The following is a 15,288-nucleotide window of genomic DNA, read 5'->3' on the forward strand; positions in this document are numbered from 1 at the left end:
ACCTTGGACGAGGAAGGCCGATGCCCCATGGCCACAGTGACCGAAGCCGCCGCGTCCCACGGCGAGCGCCGCGGACGGGGCAGCACCGGTGGGAACGGCGGTCTGGACCGGCGCCGCAACCGGATGGGCGCGGTGCTGCGCCGCGCATGGGCCTGGTCGATGGCGTCCGTGTTCTTACGGCTCGGCGTGGTCATCAACGCGGGTATGGCCATGATGGCACGATCGCCGCGTCGTCGGCGCCCGGCCGTCCCGGACCCTGGCGTCCTGGGAGACGGCGGCTGGGTCGTCGACACGCCGCCGGCCGGGCTGCCAACGGTCCCCGCGCCGCCCGCGACGGGAGACGGCGCGCCACCGCTGTCCCGCCCGCCGGGCAAGCGTCCGCGCCCGCCGGCCGCGGCGATTGTCGGCGAGTCGGCGCGCCGGCGGCCTGCCGGTGCCGACGGCCAGCGGGAGCCGCGCGCCGCGGCCGTCGCGCCGGCCGGCCGCCGGCCGCCGGCCGCACGGCTCGCGACCGGTCACCTCTCGACCGGACCCGGACCGCGGCCTGCGCGGCCAGGGGGCACCCCGAGGGCGATGTGGCCGAGCTGGCGGGCGGCGGCGGTGGGAGCCGCCTGGGCGGGACTCGCCGCGAGCTGGCTGGTCGACCCCCTGTTCCGGCTGACGGACGTCCTCACCTTCGGGACGCTGCTCGCGCTCGGGGCACTGGCACTGACGGCCTCGCGCCGCCTTGGCGTGTGCTCCCGCGACGACCTGCTGGAGATCTGGACCCTGCCGGTCGTCCTCCTGCTCCCGCCGGTCTACGCCCTGGTCACCCACCTGCCCTTCTGCCTGCTTGCGACCGGCCGGCCCTGCGCCCCTGGTACCCACGGCGCCGCGAACCGGGCGGCGCCAGCAGGTGCCATGGTGTCGCCGGGCTCCGCCGAGGCGCCGCGCCCCGCGCAGCCCGAGGGGACCCGCGAGGGGCCGCCGGCCCGCGCCGCCGCCGCGCCGGGCGCCGGCGGCTCGGAGGGACGGGCCAGCCGGCCGGCGGTGGTGGCGCGGGGAGTGGCGCGGGCCGGCGGCCGGCAGATCCACGGGGCCGCGGCGCTCGGGGTGGCCGGGGCGGCGGCGTCCTGGCTGCACGGGCTGCTGGCGCCCACGGGTGAGCCCTACACCGCGCACAGCCTCGCCGGCTCGCCGGGGCGGCTCGCGGCGGTCGCCGCCACCGTGCTCGGCTACGCCCTGGTCCGCCGCCTGCTGCTCGGCTCGCCGCGGCCGGCGGTCCGCCGTGCCAGCCTCCCCGGACACCGCGCGTACGCCAACGCCGAGGCGATCACCGGTACTGGCGCCGGTGGGGAGCCGGGCGCCAGCCGCGTCCCCGTCCAGGGCGGGGCGGTGGCGCCGACCGGGAACGAGGCCTCGGGGGAGACCTGGACCGCGGACGCGATCTGGCCGGGCTGGTGGCGCGCACCGATCCCCGGGTCCCGGACGCGCGTGACCGGGCGCTGGCGCGGTCTGTGCGGGCCCGCGAAGGGTGCGGAGATCGCCGAGCTGTGCTCCGGGGTGGCGGTCGCGGCGCTGTGGGCGGCGAACCCGCTGCTCATGCTCGCCGTGGTCCCACCCGTGCTGCTGCTCGCCAGCAGCCTTCCGCCCGACGAGCTGCTCGCCGCCGCCCGCACCGACCCGAAGACCCGGCTCGCCAACGTGACCTGGTGGCGCGAGGTCGCCGAGGCCGAGCTCGCCAGGACCCGGCGCGCCGGCCGGCCGCTGTCGGTGCTGCTCGTCGACATCGACCACTTCAAACAGGTCAACGACCGCCACGGCCATCTGTTCGGCGACACGGTGCTGGTCGCCGTCGCCGACGCGCTGCGGGCGGCGACCCGGCCGTGGGACCTGGTCGGCCGGTTCGGCGGCGAGGAGTTCGTCGTGCTGCTCACCGACGTCGACCTGTCCACCGCGGCCGAGGTCGCCGAGCGGATCCGCGGTCAGGTCGCCGCCACCCGCTGCCCGCTCGACGGCCCGTCACCCGCCGCAGGTCTCGACGGCGGCGATGACGATGACCGGGGGACGGTGAGCGTCACCGTCTCGGTCGGCGCGGCGGCCTGCGAGCCGCCGGCCAGCCTCGCCTCCGCCCTCGCGGCCGCCGACGCCGCCCTGTACCGCGCCAAGGCCGCGGGCCGCAACCGCGTCCATCTCGCCGCCTCCGCCGCCGAGCGGCCCGCCGCCGCCGCGCCGGCGGGCGAGGCCGGGCCGCCGGTCCAGGGCGGAGCTCCCCCCGTACCTCCTCAGGCGACCCGGGCGGATTAGGGCGTGCTCCCCGCCAGCGGGCCTGGCGTCGGGAACCTGTCCGTGGCCGCTCCCGACCATTGCCGGGCGGCCGCGCCTGTGCCCGTGGCGCCGTCGGGCCAGCGGGAAACCGCGCTGGCGCGGACGGTGGTCAGTGGCCGGACAGGGCGAGGCGGAAACGGTACTGGGATGATGCGGCCGAGGCGAGGCCGGTGTCGTTGACGCGCACCGTAGGTCGCGCCGCTGCTCCAGGTCCCGACCATCGTGGCCGAACCGAACCGAACCGAACGGTGACGCTTCCGGAGATCTCCGTGAAGGAGGTGCCGCCGGCGTTCACGTCCGCACGATGCCCCCGAAGTCCCATTCGCGGCGGCGCGGACGCCAGAGGACATCGACTCGCCTGTAAGGCGCGGGACGTCACGAGACGGGGGTGGGTCTCACGGTGTTGTCCACGGTGTTGACAGCGCCGGGCGCCCAAGTTCGATCTTGGACATCGTCGGGTGAGGGGGACTGGGAGCAGGGATCAGCGGGTCGCGTGGTATGCGGCCTGGACGGTGTGGCGAAGCAGGATCATCGTCGTGACCGGGCCTACACCGCCGGGAACGGGGGTGAGGGCGCCGGCGACGCCGGCGATCGCGTCCGCGTCGACGTCGCCGAGGAGGCCCGCGTCCGTCACGGTCGTGCCGACGTCGACGACGGCGGCGCCCGGGCGGACGAAGCCCGCGCCGACCAGCCCCGGCCGGCCCACCGCGGCGACGACGATGTCCGCCTCGTGCGCGACCGTGGCCAGCCCGCTCGTCCGGGAGTGGCAGACGGTCACGGTGGCGTTCTCGGCGAGCAGCAGCAGCGCGGCGGGCTTGCCGACGACCGCGCCGCGCCCGATCACGCAGGCCCGCGCGCCGGACATCGCCACCTCGCCGCGGCGCAGCACCTCGACCACGGCCGCGGCCGTCGCCGGGGCGAACGCCGGCAGGCCGAGCGCGAGGCGGCCGAGGCTGACCGGGTTCATCCCGTCGACGTCCTTGACCGGTGGGATGCGGTCACCCACCTCGCCCGTGATCATCCCGGCCGGCAGCGGCGTCTGCGCGATCACGCCGTGCACGGCCGGGTCGGCGGCGAGCCGGTCGAGTGCCGCGGCCAGTTCCGCCGGGTCGTCGGTCAGCTGGTGGCGCTGGAAGCCGACGCCGACCCGGCCGGCGGTGCGCTCGAGGACCCGGACGTAGGACAGCGCCGCCGGATCGGTGCCGGGCACCACCACCGCCAGCGTCGGCGTCACCCCTGTCTCGGCGAGGTGCGCGACCTCGTCGACGACGCCCCGGCCGATCTCGGCCGCCATCGCCCGCCCGTCCAGAAGCCTCATGCCCGCACCGTAACAAGAGCCCGCGCGCTTGCCGGTCGAGGTGATCCTCGCTGCCGGCGGCGTCGAGGTCGTCGGTCACGCGGGCACCGGGCTGGAGGCGATCTTCGCGACCCGCCGGCTGCGCCCGGACGCCGTCCTCATGGACGTCCGGATGCCGGAGCTGGACGGGCTGGAGGCCACCCGGCGCATCCTCGCCGACGCCCCGGCCGCCACCGACGGCCAGCCGACCCGGCCATCACCCGCCGTCTGGCCGAGCGGTTCGCCCGGACGAACCAGGCCGCCCCCACCGCGACCTGGCATCGCTGACGCCGCGGGAGCGTGAGGTGCTGATCCTGATCGCCCGTGGCCTGTCCAACACCGAGATCGCCGCCGCGCTGTACCTCGGGTGCCATTAACGAACGTGTCACCAGCCCCAAATCCGGTGGGGGTTCCGTCAGCGGGTGCGGCGGCGGGTGGTGGGGTCGTGTTCGGCGGTGACGCGGGCGGAGGTTTCTTCGCCGAGGCGGACGTAGTGTCCGAGGCTGGCCAGGTGCTGGTGGCGCGACTTGGCTTGCAGTTCGGGTGCGGTGCGTCCGGCTTGGGCGAGGTGCTGGAGTGCGGAGTGGCGTAGCTGGTGGAGCGTCCAGCCGTGGCTGTGCGGGTCGATCTGCGCGGAGGCGGTTTTGAACATGTGCTCGGCGCGGGGGTAGGACAGCCGGCCGCGGCCGGTGGCCGGGTCGATGTCGGCGGCTGCGGGCGCGCGGCGGCCGGAGGCGGGAGCGCGCCGGTCAGCGAGGAACACCGGGCCGGTGGTACGCCCAGACAGCAGGCGGGGCAGGAGGCGGGCCGTGGCGGTCTGCCAGTGCACGTACTCGATCGCGCCGCCTTTGGAGATCACCCGGGCGCGGCGGAACTCGGTGTCGAGGTCCTCGATGTTCAGCGAGAGGACCTCCTCGGCGCGGGCGGCGGTCTCATACAGCAGCCTCCAGAGAACGCGTTCACGCAGCCCGTTGTGGTCGCCGGTGAACAGCGCCTCCAGGCGGGAGCGGGGGATGGCCCGGTCCCCGCGGCGGGTGGGTTTGCGGCGCTCCAACCGCCGGGCCGGGTTGGTCGCCAGCAGCTCCTGGCGCTGCGCCCAGGCGGTGAAGGAGGTGAGCGCGGTCAGGTGCCGGTTCCAGGTGGCTCCCGCCGCACCGTTCCACCGGAGCATCACGGCGGCGTAGTCCTCGGGAGTCAGGGCGGCGGGCCGGTCGGCCGCGGCGACGGCAACCAGGCGGGCGAGGGTCTCGGCGTAGCTTGCGCGGGTCGTCAACACCTGGATGGAGTCGAGGTAACGGTCGACGGCGGCCGCGAGAGCCACGGGCTCGGCGGCCGGGCCGGGGAACGCGACGACGGACACGGCGGCCGGCCTCCCGAACTGATGTGACACATAACGTTACGGAGTCGTCCGCGGGGCGGTGAGCACCGACCTGGGCCCACGCGCCCCGCGGTGAGGGTATGTGACAGGTAATTTCGATTCTGTGTCACTGCCCGGCTGCGGTCACTAGCGTGATCCCACGGGCTTTCTTCCCCGGCGGGCGAGGCACTGGCGACGGCTGTGTGGGCGGCGCTGGATGCGCCATCAGGGGCTCAGGTCACAGACCGTCTCGTCCGGCCGGAGAAGTAACGCCGGCCAGGTCTTCGCGCCCGCAACGGTCTTCACCCGGATCTCCCGGTCACGGCATGGATTGCAGGGGCGGGTGATGTGTCGTTATCCCTGGTGGCTGGAGTAGCGGCGGAGGTTCGGGGCCGGGGTCCTCGGTAACGACGACGCCGGCGGCCGAGTGGTCGAAGCCAGCGGGCCAGCGAGTGTGCTCGCTGGCCACCGCGCCGGTCAGACGTGCCTGGAGAAGATCGGCCGTGCTCAGGTCGGTGCCACGCACGTCGGCCAAGCGCAGGTCGGTGTGGCGGAATACAGCGCCGTTGGCGTCGGCCTTGCGCAGGTTCGCCTCGCGCAGGTCAGCCTCGGTGAAGTCTGCGTCGCGCAGGTCGGTCTCGACCAGTCGTGCGCCCCGTAAATCGGCCAGAACGCAGCGGGCCCGGCGCAGGATCGCGGTTTTGAGGTCGGCGTGTCGCAGGTTGACCGAGACGAGGGACGCTTGCGTCAGGTTGGCATGGTAAAGGCCCGCCGCCTCCATGCAGGAACGATCGAGGTTGACCTCGGGCAGCCACAGCCCGTCGCAGTCGGCCCGTCGCAGGTCGGTGACGCTGAGGTTGACCCAGGACTGCTCCCGGCGCTGGCACAGCACCCCGAGGCCGGTCAGCGCCACCTGGGCATCGGCGGCACGGACCTCCAGCGGCGAGATGTCGTTGATAGGCACCTCCGCCGCTGGAGCTTCCGGACCGGTGGGCGGCCAGGGCAGGTGCGTACGCAGATAAGCGGCCTGGATGGAGATGACGGCCTCGCGGTCGCGGGCGGAGTGCTCCGCGATTCGCCACAGCGCGTGGAGCCCGCCGATGCGGGTTTCCAGCTTGTCACTGCCGAGCTGATCGACGGCCCGGCTGAACCGGTCGGTGACGTAGCCCTCCTGGGTGGCGCGCAAGCCGTCCTGGCTGACTCGCAGTTGCCGCCAGGTGGCGTATGCGCCGAAAAGCACGATCATGCCGCCGACGGCCTGCAGAAGCGTCGTACGGACGTCGTTCACCGCGCTCAGCCGGTCCTGCGGAGCGACGCTCGCCCTAGCGAGATCGTGGTCGACCACCACACCCGGCAGGACGACGAACACCGCGCCCAGAACGGCCAGCCCCGCTACTCCGGCCAGCAGGGCCGCGACCGCACGGCGCCAGACCAGCCGGTCGCGCCACGGCCGGCGACCGCTGTCCGGCCCCCCAATCGCCATGGATATGGAAGTCTAGTAAGACTTTGACCGGCTCTGTGCGTGTTGTACTGGTTGGGGTTTGAGGAACATCGGAACGAAAACAATGCTAGGCCTGAGTCGGTGCTGATGGGCGGTCTGCGGGTGCATGATCGGTGGGTCTGGGCGGGTTCCGCAGAAAGTCGGTGATTATCTGCGGCAGCGTCCGCTCCGACGTCGACGAGCACGTTGCGGCGGGCAAGGTCCCGCTCCCAGGCGATACGCCGCTGACCCGACTGCACGTCCTCGCGCAGTTCAGGTCGTGGGGCCGATGGCCAGGCGTGATCCCAGGTCCAGGCGGACTTCTCCGTCGGGGCGCACGTGGGACCAGAACAGCGGGGTGAGCCCACGCCGGTCGGCGGGGGTGAGCAGGCCTGACCACTGCGGCTCGACGAGGACGTCCTGGAGCATCAGCGTGTTGACGTACACCAGCGATGCCTGGAGGATCCGCAGGCACAGCGCGGCCGTCTCGATCTCTTCACGCCGGTTGGTGGAGATCTCCCCACCCTTGCCGTAGTAGATCACCGCGTTCGCCGCGTTCCAGGACTCCACCACGTTCAGGCCCTCCTCGATCTCCCGCTGAAGGTCCCGGTCACGCAGGTAGCGGGCGAGGAAGACGGTGCGCTGAGCGCGGCCGATCTCCAGCATCGCCTGGTAGGCGGGGTGCAAGGCAGCCCTGGTGAAACGGGACAGGATCGCCTCGGTGGAGGCGGTGCCGGTGCGGATCGCGGTGGCGTACTTGATGACCTGGTCGTAGTTGGCGTCGATCAGGTCCCAGCGGATTGGCCGGGTCAGGGCGGCTTGCAGGTTCGGGTAGGCGCCCGGCTCGCCAGCGTTCGGCCGGTACAGGCGCACCCGGTTGATCTGCTTGATCCGCGGCAGCAGGTCGACGTTCAGTAACCGGGTGATGCCGAACCCGATCTCCGACTGGCCGTGGCTGTCCACATAGTTGCCTTCGACGCTCATCGTGGTGCCATGGCGGATCGCGCCCTCGACCATCGCCGCGACCTCCGAGGCCGAGGCCCGCAGCGTCTGGGAGTGCACCACCACCGAGCCCCGCTCGACGTGCCAGTACACCAGGATCCCCCGGCCGCCGTAGCGCGAGTGCCACTCGGTGAACAGGTTCTGGTCCCAGGAACGGAAGTGCGTGGAGTCCGAGGCCACCGCGGTCGACCCGGTGCCCCACAACCCCGTCTCTCGCTCGGCGAAGGTGGCGTTGGCGATCTCAATGGCGATCTGCCGGGCAGCCTGCAAGGTCAGGTAGCGGCGCCGGACGTAGCGGATCTCCTCTTCGGTGTGGCCGTGCTCGCCACCGGCTACCGACCGGATACCAGCGTTGGTGCCGTAGGCGTAGATCGCGAGCATCAGCCGTTCAGCCAGCACCTCGGGCGCCAGGTGCCCGCTGCCCACCACGGAGGTCACCGCCGTCAGGCAGCCGGTCCGCAGCAGGGCCTCCTTGAGCATGTCGATCAGCGGCACCGCGTTCCAGCGGCGGCCCACCTCGTTCTTGACCCGCCGCAGGTTACGCGGTTCCTCGGACGCCTCCGGCGCGGTGAATCTGATCGCCCCGGCCTTACGCTCCTTGATCTCCACCCAGCCCAGGCCCGGCAGGGCCTCATCAAGGCCGGCCAGGGCCTCGGTCATCTCCTCACGCAGGGAGGTGATGAACACCGCCGGGTCCAGCGGCTTGCGCAGTTCGTTGTAGTGCTCGACCCGGCGGGCCTCGAAGTCCGTGGGCAGGTCCTCGTCCGGGTTGCGCCAGCGGCCCGCGCCGACCACCCAGATCTCCTTGCAGCGCAGCTGCTCGCGCAACGCCTGGAAGGTGGCCACCTCGTAGACCATCCGCACGATCCGACGCCGGCCGCGCTTGTCTGCGCGGTAGACGAGCTCCGCCCACTGCCCGGTGGTGACCCGATGCTCCGGCGCAGTTTCGCCGAGCGGGTAGTAGGTGGTGTTCCCGGCCTTCGCGTACCTCTGGACCAGGGCGAGCGCGTCGATGACCGGCCGGTACGCGGAGTTGTTGGAACGGAACTCCAGCACCTCCAGCAGCTCGATCAGACCCTTCCGGTAGTGGCTGGTGTAGGACGCCTTCAGCGTGGTCTGCACCGTGTGCCGGTACACCGGCCCCTTCGTCCGGTACTCGTGGACCAGCTCCTTCAGCGTCTGCTCGCCTCCGCCCGCGGCCGGGAAGACGACCTCGCGGACCTCACCGTCCGGTTGGGCCAGCGACGCCTCGGCGATCCGGAACAGGATGTTCTCCTTGCCCGTCACCCGCTTGAAGGCGTTGATCAGCTCGTTGGTCACCTTCTGCTCGGCCCGGGCGCCGGTCCGATGCACTGTGGCGATGAGCAGATCCACCAGCGAGTCGGTCACCTCCCGCTCTCGCTCCACCAGCAGCGCGGACAGCAGCGTCACCGCAGCCTCCTGCGACCGCCGGCGCAGGTGCGACGGCGACTCCACCGCAGCCCGCGCCCGCCAGGAAGCCAGCACCTGCGGTGCCACGTCGGCGAACAGCGACGCCGGCAGCCCGATCGCCCGGATCGCGGTCAGCTTGCGGATCTCCCGCAGCATCGACTCCAGGCTCACGTTCCCTGGCATCGCCTTGATTAGCGCCAGCACCGACTCGCCGTCGTCCGCGTCCTCCTCGTCCGTGTCACCGGCGGCGGCCACCAGAGTGAGGATCCGCTCTCGCACCTCCGGAACCAACCGGGCCGCGACGGTGGCGAACCAGGTCTCCTCCGCGGTGTGCAACGCGGAACGGACCATCCGCGTGATCCGGTCCGGCGCCGGGGGCTCGATGCTCTCCTCGCGGCAGTGCTTCAGCAGCTCCTCGCGCACCCGGTCCGCGTTCCGCTCGGCGTGCGCGACGTTGGTGGCCAGCCAGGCCGTCAACTTCTCCGCGTCCTGCACCGAGCACGCCCGAAACCCCAGATGCCCGCGTATCTGGGCACGGTGGTACTCGATCGTGCTCCCGACCCACTGGTAGGACTCGAACTCCGCCGCCGGCACCTCCAGCTGTCGGGCCACGAACTCGACCACCTCGTCCGGGAACTCCGCCCCACCACGGGGGAACCGGCCATGCCGAGTGAAGTACTTCAGCAGCAGCCCGAACCCCAGCCGCGTCCCACCCCGCTTACCTGCCACGAGCTCCAGCTCGTCACCGAGCACCGTCCAGTACTGGACCAGCTCATCCACGCCCACCGGCTGCCGCGCCATGGCCGCACATCATGCTCAAGTACGGCTCGTCAGCGACGACCGGGCACCAGAGCCCTGGCCCCCGTGCAGTCGCGTCAGTGAAGCACCCTCGTCGGGAACGGCCAATCCATCGAAGATCCACCCCGTTTGGGGCCAGTGACACGTCCGTTAATGGCGCCCGTACCTCTGTCGGAGGCGACGGTGAAGACGTATGTGAGCCGGATCCTGTCCAAGCTCTCGCTGCGCGACCGTGTCCAGGCCGTCGTCGTCGCCCACGAGACCGGCCTCGTCACCCCGAACACCCGCTGACCGCCGCCGCGCCTGGCGTCGGCCCGAAGGCACACAAGATAGTCAACGCTGTTGACGCGCCGGCGGCGATGAAGTTGATCTATGAGCGGAGTTGATCTACATTAGGCGCCGTTGGCCCGGCCGGCGAGGTCTGGTCGCGGCACCCGCTCGGCGAGCTGGGGCGGGGCCTGGAGGCAGTAGGCGTCGGTGAGGAGCTCGCCAAGTTCCTCCCAGTCGGTCTGGCCATCAAGGACGAGGCCGACGACGTTCTCGCCCCACGACGCCTTGAAGTACGGCGGGCCGAGGCGCTCGAACGCCATCACCTCGCCGAGCTCGGCCCGGAAGGTGATCCTGATGAGCTGGTCCTCCCCGCCGAACACGTGCGCGACCGTCGCCTGGCCGACGCGCCAGCGCACACCGGTCCAGGCGTCCTCCTCGACGCAGTCGGGGAACCCGGTCAGGAGCGCGCCAAGGCGGCTGACCATCTCGCGCGGTACGGGTGGGCGTTCCGGCATGCCCGCAATGTGCCACACACCACCGACAGGTCACCCCGGCTCGCCAGGAACGGCCGACCGTGCCGAGCTGGCGCCAGGTCCCGACGTCCCGCGTCCTGCGTCTCAGCTCCAACGACGAACGATCGAGGTCATCGGCCGACCCGGTCATGGCCCGGGCGATCTGATCACCGGCGCAACAACGAAGATAATCAACGCTGTTGACGAGCAGACATCCGTCAGTTTGATCTTGAAGATCAGAATCGGTACATCACCGGGGGCCGGGGGTCATCGACGACCCCGGCGACGATGGCGGCAAGATCCACTATTGGCTGTCGTGACGTGGGCGACGGTCCCGTCGGCGGGTGCTGGCTGGATCGGCATTTCCCCGGGGCTCGCGCCGCGGGACGGGGCGAGCCGGCGGCGTGGCCGGTTGGACTTTCTCGGGTGAGGCTCGGAGGGTGGGCCCGGCCGGTGGGCCGCGACAGGCCGGCCCCACTCCCCTCTACTTGACATAATGTTCCTTATCGGCGCTTGGGGGAGTGGGGGGGAACTGCTGGTGCCAGCGGGTTTTCTGCCTCTCCGACACCCGGCGGCGAGGTCTTCCACTGGTTGCCGCTGTTGGTGCCGCGTTTCATGATCTGGTGGAATTTTGGGGCCGCGGCTCGGACGATCCCACCAGATCATGAACGGCTTGTGGGTTCGGGGCCGAGGTGCGCTGAGTTTGGTCCCTGAGCGCGGACACCTCGCCTGAGGTCAGGCGGTCAGAGTGCTCACCTGCCAGCGGTTACCGGCACCGAGCTTGCCCTGGACCGGCCCGACGCGTCCCAATAGATGGCCCGGGCATCAGGGAGGATGTCGACCACACCTGTCGGAAATCCCTCCCCACATCCGCTGCCGTGGGGTTCGTTGAATGTGGCTTCGGGGTGTGTTCCGGGGTGACGCGTGGTCTGGTAGCTGTTGTCGGGCCGTGTGCTGGTTTTGGCACCGTGCCCACGCCCACGGGCAGCGTCGAGTCCCGATCGGGCGCGACGCGGTGCCTGGGAGACGCGCGTGCGTGGCGGTCGGATCTGGCGAGGGATGGAGCTGGTGCGGGTGTCCGGGTCTGGCGTCGAGGTGTTGCGGTATGCGGCGTTCACGTCGTCGCCGGAGGGTGGGAACCCGGCTGGGGTGGTGTTGGACGCGGCCGGGCTGTCCGACGGGGAGATGTTGCGGATCGCGGCGGAGGTGGGCTATTCGGAGACGGCGTTCCTGGTCGCGAGGGGCGGCGGCCGGTTCGACGTGCGGTATTTCAGCCCGCTGGTGGAGGTGCCGTTCTGCGGGCACGCGACGATCGCGTCGGCGGTGGCCTACGCGGATCGGCATGGGACAGGCGCGTTGGTGTTCGACACGGCGGCGGGGCCGGTGGAGGTCGGTACGGCCGTGACGGACGCGGGGGTGGTGGCGACGTTGACGAGCGTGCCGCCGCGGGTGGCGCCGGTGTCCGCCGGGGCGTTGTCGGAGCTGCTGGCGGCGCTGGGCTGGCGGCCGGAGGACCTCGATCCGGCCCTGCCGCCGCGGGTTGGCTATGCGGGGGCGTTTCATCCGATCGTGGCGGCGGGTTCGCGGGCGCGGCTGGCGGCGTTGGACTACGACTTCGACCGGCTGGCGGCGCTGATGGCGTCGGAGGGCTGGACGACGGTGCAGCTTGTGTGGCGGGCGGACGCGGCGACGTTCCATGCCCGTGACCCGTTCCCGCCTGGTGGGGTGGTCGAGGATCCGGCGACGGGTGCCGCGGCGGCGGCGTTGGGTGGCTACCTGCGCGAGTTGGAGCTGGTGGTGACGCCGGCGCGGCTGACGGTCCACCAGGGGCAGGACATGGGGCGTCCGGGTGTCCTGACGGTGGATGTTCCGGCGGCCGGTGGTGTGTCGGTCTCGGGGCCGGCTGTGGTGTTGGGCGGGTAGTTCGCCGGTGGACCCGTGGCGGACGGGTCTCGGACTGGCCTGTGCTGGGCGCTGCGTGGGATGGCGCGCGTGGGCTCGGGTGACGTGGTTGTGGCGTTGCCCGGGCGGGGCCCGTCAGGGGCTGGCGGTGGCGGCACGCAGTTCGGCGGTCCGGCTTTTGATACTCCCCCGGCGGGTTTGGGACTCGCCGGGGAGCGCCGGGTGCCGGGTTCGGACGGGGTCGCGGGTGGCTGTGGGGTCAGCGAATGCCGTGGATGGCGGTGGCCGAGGGTGGTGTGGGGATGCCGGGGCGCAGGTCGGGGGCGTCGAGGACGGTGAGGGGTGGGGTGCCGAGGCGGACCTGGCCGGCCCAGGCGGGTCCGGCCACGTCGTCGGCGGGGTCGTGGGGCCAGTCGTCGAGGACGCGTATCGACCACTGCCGGATCGGCATCGCGAGGAGCAGGGTGGCGGCGAGTTCTCTGGCGGTGGGGCGGCGCAGTTCGGCGACGCGGCCGGGGGCGATCCGGTCGGTGAGGATGTCGAGGGCGGTCTCCTTGTCGGTGCCGGTGAGCGGGGTGAAGGTGCCGAACAGGACGGCGCTGCGGTAGAGGAGCGCCGACTCGAAGGCGGAGCGGGCGATGAGGACGCCGTCGATGGCGGCGATGGAGACCGACACCGGCTGGCCGGTGGCGATGGCGCGCAGCCAGCGGGACCCGGTGGAGCCGTGGATGAGGAGCTGGTCGTCCCAGCGGACGACGGCGGTCGGCAGGACGACGGGGTGATCGTCGTCGACGAAACCGACGTGGCCTAGAACGGTGGAGGCGAGCAGCCGGTCGAGGTCGGCTCGGTTGTGGGACATCAGCTCGGGCAGGCGGGTGGCCTCGGTCCGTGGCATGGCGGCCACTGTATGGACCGGTCCCCCGGCGGGATGGCCGCCTTGTCCGGGGAACCGGTTCCTGGGGGCGGGCCGTGGTCAGTTGGCGGCGGTGTGGTGGCGGGGGGAGTCGTCTCCGCCGTCCTGGTCGGTGTGCTCGCTGTCGGGGGCGGCGGGGTGAGCGAGGTCGGTCTCGTCCTCGTCGTCGAGGGCGGCGAAGGGGTCGAGGGGGTAGTAGAGGATCGGCTGGGTGTCGTGGGGCAGGACCCAGCCGGGTTCCCAGGGGAAGTGGCCGGCGGGGTCGCACCAGACGATCTGCAGGGCGTCGACGGGTGGGCCGTCGGGGGTCTGGTAGCGGCGGTTGGCGAAGGTGAGGAGGTCGGCGGAGGTTCCTGGGTCGACGTCGAGGAGGGCGAGGCGTGGCCAGCCGGGGAAGTCGGCGCACTGGTGGCGGGCGGTGAGGCGGGCGCCGGCGCGGACCTGCTCGCCGAGGGTGTTGAGGAGGTGGGCGGCGGGCTGGGTGCGTAGGCCTACGACGACGAGTTCGGGGTGGTCGTATGCGGTCAGGCCGATGGTGTAGACGTGGCGCGGCAGGCAGGGGTCGCCGCCGACGCCCTGGAGTGCCCAGCCCTGCTCGGTGATGGTGGCGTCGAGGAGGGCGGTGTAGCGCTGTTCGAACTGGTCGCAGAGGCGGTCCAGTTCGTGTTCGGTGTCGATGAGCCGGTTGGGCCCGCCGGTCGGGGTGGTGATGTGGGTCCTGGTGCCGTGGGTGTGGCCGGTGGTGGCGCTGGTGATGGTGAGGGTGCGGCGCGGGCGGGTCCGGGGGCCGCGGTGCTTGCTCATTGGCGTCTCCCGCTGTGCGGTGGAACGCCCCCTGCGTCGCGGCTCCGGGTTCCTGGGAGCCGTGTGGTTGGTCGGTGCGCCTGTGGTCCTCCGGTGGGTCACGCTACGGACTGGCGTGGATGTGCGCTGGTGCCGGCGAGTTCCGCTGTGGATGTCGGCGGGCCGTCCACAGATCCGGGTGCTGGTGGCGAAGGGCCCGACGCAGGGCCGGGGTTGGTGTAGGTGCTGCTCACCGGCGGCGGCTCGCGGTGGGCATGTCCGGCGGGTCCGGTCCGGTCCGGGCCGTCGACGGCGGGGGCGGAGCCGGCGGGGTCGGATGTGCCGGGTCGGGTGGGTTGGCGGCCCCGAGGCGGGGCCGCCGGGGTGTGGCCGGTCCTGGGGGCCGGCGTGGCGGGCGGCTGGGCTCAGGTGGTGTTGGTGTCGAGGTCGAGCGCGAGGCTGTTCATGCAGTAGCGCTGGCCGGTGGGGGCGGGGCCGTCGTCGAACAGGTGGCCGAGGTGGGAGCCGCAGCGGCCGCAGCGGACCTCGGTGCGGGTCATGCCGTGAGAGTGGTCCTCGATGTACTCGACGGCGCCCTCGGTGATCGGCTGGTAGAAGCTGGGCCAGCCGCTGCCGGAGTCGTACTTGGTGTCGGAGGCGAACAGCGGGTTGCCGCAGCCACCGCACATGTAGGTGCCGGTCTCCTTGGAGTAGGTGTAGGCGCCGGTGAAGGGCCGCTCGGTGGCGGCCTGGCGCAGGATGGCGTAGCGGGACGGGTCGAGCAGGGCGCGCCACTCGGTGTCGTCGCGCACGACCTTCTCGTCGGCGGCGCGCGGGGTGCTGCTCTGGCTGTCGGTCATGGTGCTCCTGTCGGTGGACGACGACGCGTCGCTGGGACGGTTTGCCGTTTGCCGCTGCCTCGCCGGTCGTGGGTGCCCGCGGCGGTGGTGCGTCGGCGCTGTGCGCCGTTGCGGCGGCTTCTCCATCGGTGGTTGGCGGGTGGTCGCTGACGGTCGCGGGTGTCCTGATGGGACTGGTCCAGTGGGTGCCTGGTGGGGTCGTCGATCGTCACATGGTGCAGCGGTCCGGCTGGTGTGGGCATTCCCCGTGGGGCCGGCTGGCCGCCGCGGGGGTGCGGTGTCGCCAGGACGGCGGCATGGGTCAGTGGTAGCACGCAGGACGGAGGGCGCCGGGTTC

At 72.2% G+C, this 15,288-nt stretch carries 12 protein-coding genes and 1 pseudogene; 5 read left to right on the forward strand and 8 right to left on the reverse strand.

The genetic code is table 11. The features are described from left to right. The first annotated feature begins 27 nt into the window (after positions 1–27). Positions 28–2,286 carry a GGDEF domain-containing protein gene (locus tag QOZ89_RS18520; RefSeq protein WP_312624333.1) on the forward strand — a complete coding sequence of 753 codons (2,259 nt, stop codon included), beginning with the start codon at positions 28–30 and terminating at the stop codon, positions 2,284–2,286. A 502-nt stretch (positions 2,287–2,788) separates the two neighbouring features. Here the strand turns inward: QOZ89_RS18520 and QOZ89_RS18525 are convergent. Beyond that, positions 2,789–3,625 carry a bifunctional 5,10-methylenetetrahydrofolate dehydrogenase/5,10-methenyltetrahydrofolate cyclohydrolase gene (locus tag QOZ89_RS18525; RefSeq protein ID WP_071052564.1) on the reverse strand — a complete coding sequence of 279 codons (837 nt, stop codon included), beginning with the start codon at positions 3,623–3,625 and terminating at the stop codon, positions 2,789–2,791. 28 nt (positions 3,626–3,653) lie between these two features. On the opposite strand from QOZ89_RS18525, the gene QOZ89_RS18530 reads away from it, so the two are divergent. Both QOZ89_RS18530 and QOZ89_RS48280 read left to right on the forward strand, forming a co-directional pair. Then, positions 3,654–3,947, forward strand: a complete 294-nt coding sequence (locus QOZ89_RS18530; RefSeq protein WP_312624334.1) for a response regulator — start codon at positions 3,654–3,656, stop codon at positions 3,945–3,947. Between the two features lies 1 nt (position 3,948). After that, on the forward strand, positions 3,949–4,020 hold the full coding sequence (locus QOZ89_RS48280) for a hypothetical protein (protein ID WP_312624394.1): 72 nt from the start codon (positions 3,949–3,951) through the stop codon (positions 4,018–4,020). A 38-nt stretch (positions 4,021–4,058) separates the two neighbouring features. Here QOZ89_RS48280 and QOZ89_RS18540 read toward each other — a convergent pair whose 3' ends face one another. From QOZ89_RS18540 to QOZ89_RS18550, 3 genes are all read right to left on the reverse strand, one after another. Continuing rightward, the gene (locus QOZ89_RS18540) at positions 4,059–5,003 is read right to left on the reverse strand and encodes a tyrosine-type recombinase/integrase (protein ID WP_312624335.1); all 945 of its coding nucleotides are present in this window, start codon (positions 5,001–5,003) and stop codon (positions 4,059–4,061) included. A 316-nt stretch (positions 5,004–5,319) separates the two neighbouring features. Next, complete coding sequence (locus QOZ89_RS18545) at positions 5,320–6,483, reverse strand: pentapeptide repeat-containing protein (protein WP_312624336.1); 1,164 nt, start codon at positions 6,481–6,483, stop codon at positions 5,320–5,322. Between the two features lie 270 nt (positions 6,484–6,753). Then, positions 6,754–9,714, reverse strand: coding sequence for a Tn3 family transposase (locus QOZ89_RS18550; RefSeq protein ID WP_312624337.1), 2,961 nt, complete (start codon positions 9,712–9,714; stop codon positions 6,754–6,756). A gap of 147 nt (positions 9,715–9,861) precedes the next feature. Here QOZ89_RS18550 and QOZ89_RS18555 point away from each other — a divergent pair. Further along, positions 9,862–10,002 (forward strand): annotated as a pseudogene (locus QOZ89_RS18555) (LuxR C-terminal-related transcriptional regulator); the annotation flags it as partial. Positions 10,003–10,103: 101 nt separating this feature from the next. Here QOZ89_RS18555 and QOZ89_RS18560 read toward each other — a convergent pair. Next, on the reverse strand, positions 10,104–10,496 hold the full coding sequence (locus QOZ89_RS18560; protein WP_071052568.1) for an MmcQ/YjbR family DNA-binding protein: 393 nt from the start codon (positions 10,494–10,496) through the stop codon (positions 10,104–10,106). Between the two features lie 1,029 nt (positions 10,497–11,525). On the opposite strand from QOZ89_RS18560, the gene QOZ89_RS18565 reads away from it, so the two are divergent. Continuing rightward, positions 11,526–12,416 (forward strand): PhzF family phenazine biosynthesis protein, encoded by an 891-nt coding sequence (locus tag QOZ89_RS18565; RefSeq protein WP_241842221.1) that lies wholly within the window; start codon positions 11,526–11,528, stop codon positions 12,414–12,416. A 238-nt stretch (positions 12,417–12,654) separates the two neighbouring features. Here the strand turns inward: QOZ89_RS18565 and QOZ89_RS18570 are convergent, their stop codons facing one another. From QOZ89_RS18570 to msrB, 3 genes are all read right to left on the reverse strand, one after another. Then, positions 12,655–13,290, reverse strand: a complete 636-nt coding sequence (locus QOZ89_RS18570) for a pyridoxamine 5'-phosphate oxidase family protein (protein WP_071052623.1) — start codon at positions 13,288–13,290, stop codon at positions 12,655–12,657. A 78-nt stretch (positions 13,291–13,368) separates the two neighbouring features. After that, entirely contained in the window at positions 13,369–14,112 is a 744-nt protein-coding gene (locus tag QOZ89_RS18575) for a DUF4262 domain-containing protein (protein ID WP_312624338.1), read from the reverse strand. Positions 14,113–14,516: 404 nt separating this feature from the next. Further along, entirely contained in the window at positions 14,517–14,951 is a 435-nt protein-coding gene (gene msrB, locus QOZ89_RS18580) for a peptide-methionine (R)-S-oxide reductase MsrB (RefSeq protein ID WP_312624339.1), read from the reverse strand. Positions 14,952–15,288 lie beyond the last annotated feature (337 nt).

This window comes from Pseudofrankia coriaricola (assembly GCF_032027725.1).
Classification (GTDB): domain Bacteria; phylum Actinomycetota; class Actinomycetes; order Frankiales; family Frankiaceae; genus Pseudofrankia.

Excerpts from the sequence above, each read along its gene's own strand:
- QOZ89_RS18560 (WP_071052568.1), bottom strand. The coding sequence starts at position 10,496 with ATGCCGGAACGCCCACCCGTACCGCGCGAGATGGTCAGCCGCCTTGGC.
- QOZ89_RS18545 (WP_312624336.1), bottom strand. The coding sequence starts at position 6,483 with ATGGCGATTGGGGGGCCGGACAGCGGTCGCCGGCCGTGGCGCGACCGG.
- msrB (WP_312624339.1), bottom strand. The coding sequence starts at position 14,951 with ATGACCGACAGCCAGAGCAGCACCCCGCGCGCCGCCGACGAGAAGGTC.
- QOZ89_RS18520 (WP_312624333.1), top strand. The coding sequence starts at position 28 with ATGGCCACAGTGACCGAAGCCGCCGCGTCCCACGGCGAGCGCCGCGGA.
- QOZ89_RS18525 (WP_071052564.1), bottom strand. The coding sequence starts at position 3,625 with ATGAGGCTTCTGGACGGGCGGGCGATGGCGGCCGAGATCGGCCGGGGC.
- QOZ89_RS18575 (WP_312624338.1), bottom strand. The coding sequence starts at position 14,112 with ATGAGCAAGCACCGCGGCCCCCGGACCCGCCCGCGCCGCACCCTCACC.
- QOZ89_RS18550 (WP_312624337.1), bottom strand. The coding sequence starts at position 9,714 with ATGGCGCGGCAGCCGGTGGGCGTGGATGAGCTGGTCCAGTACTGGACG.
- QOZ89_RS18570 (WP_071052623.1), bottom strand. The coding sequence starts at position 13,290 with ATGCCACGGACCGAGGCCACCCGCCTGCCCGAGCTGATGTCCCACAAC.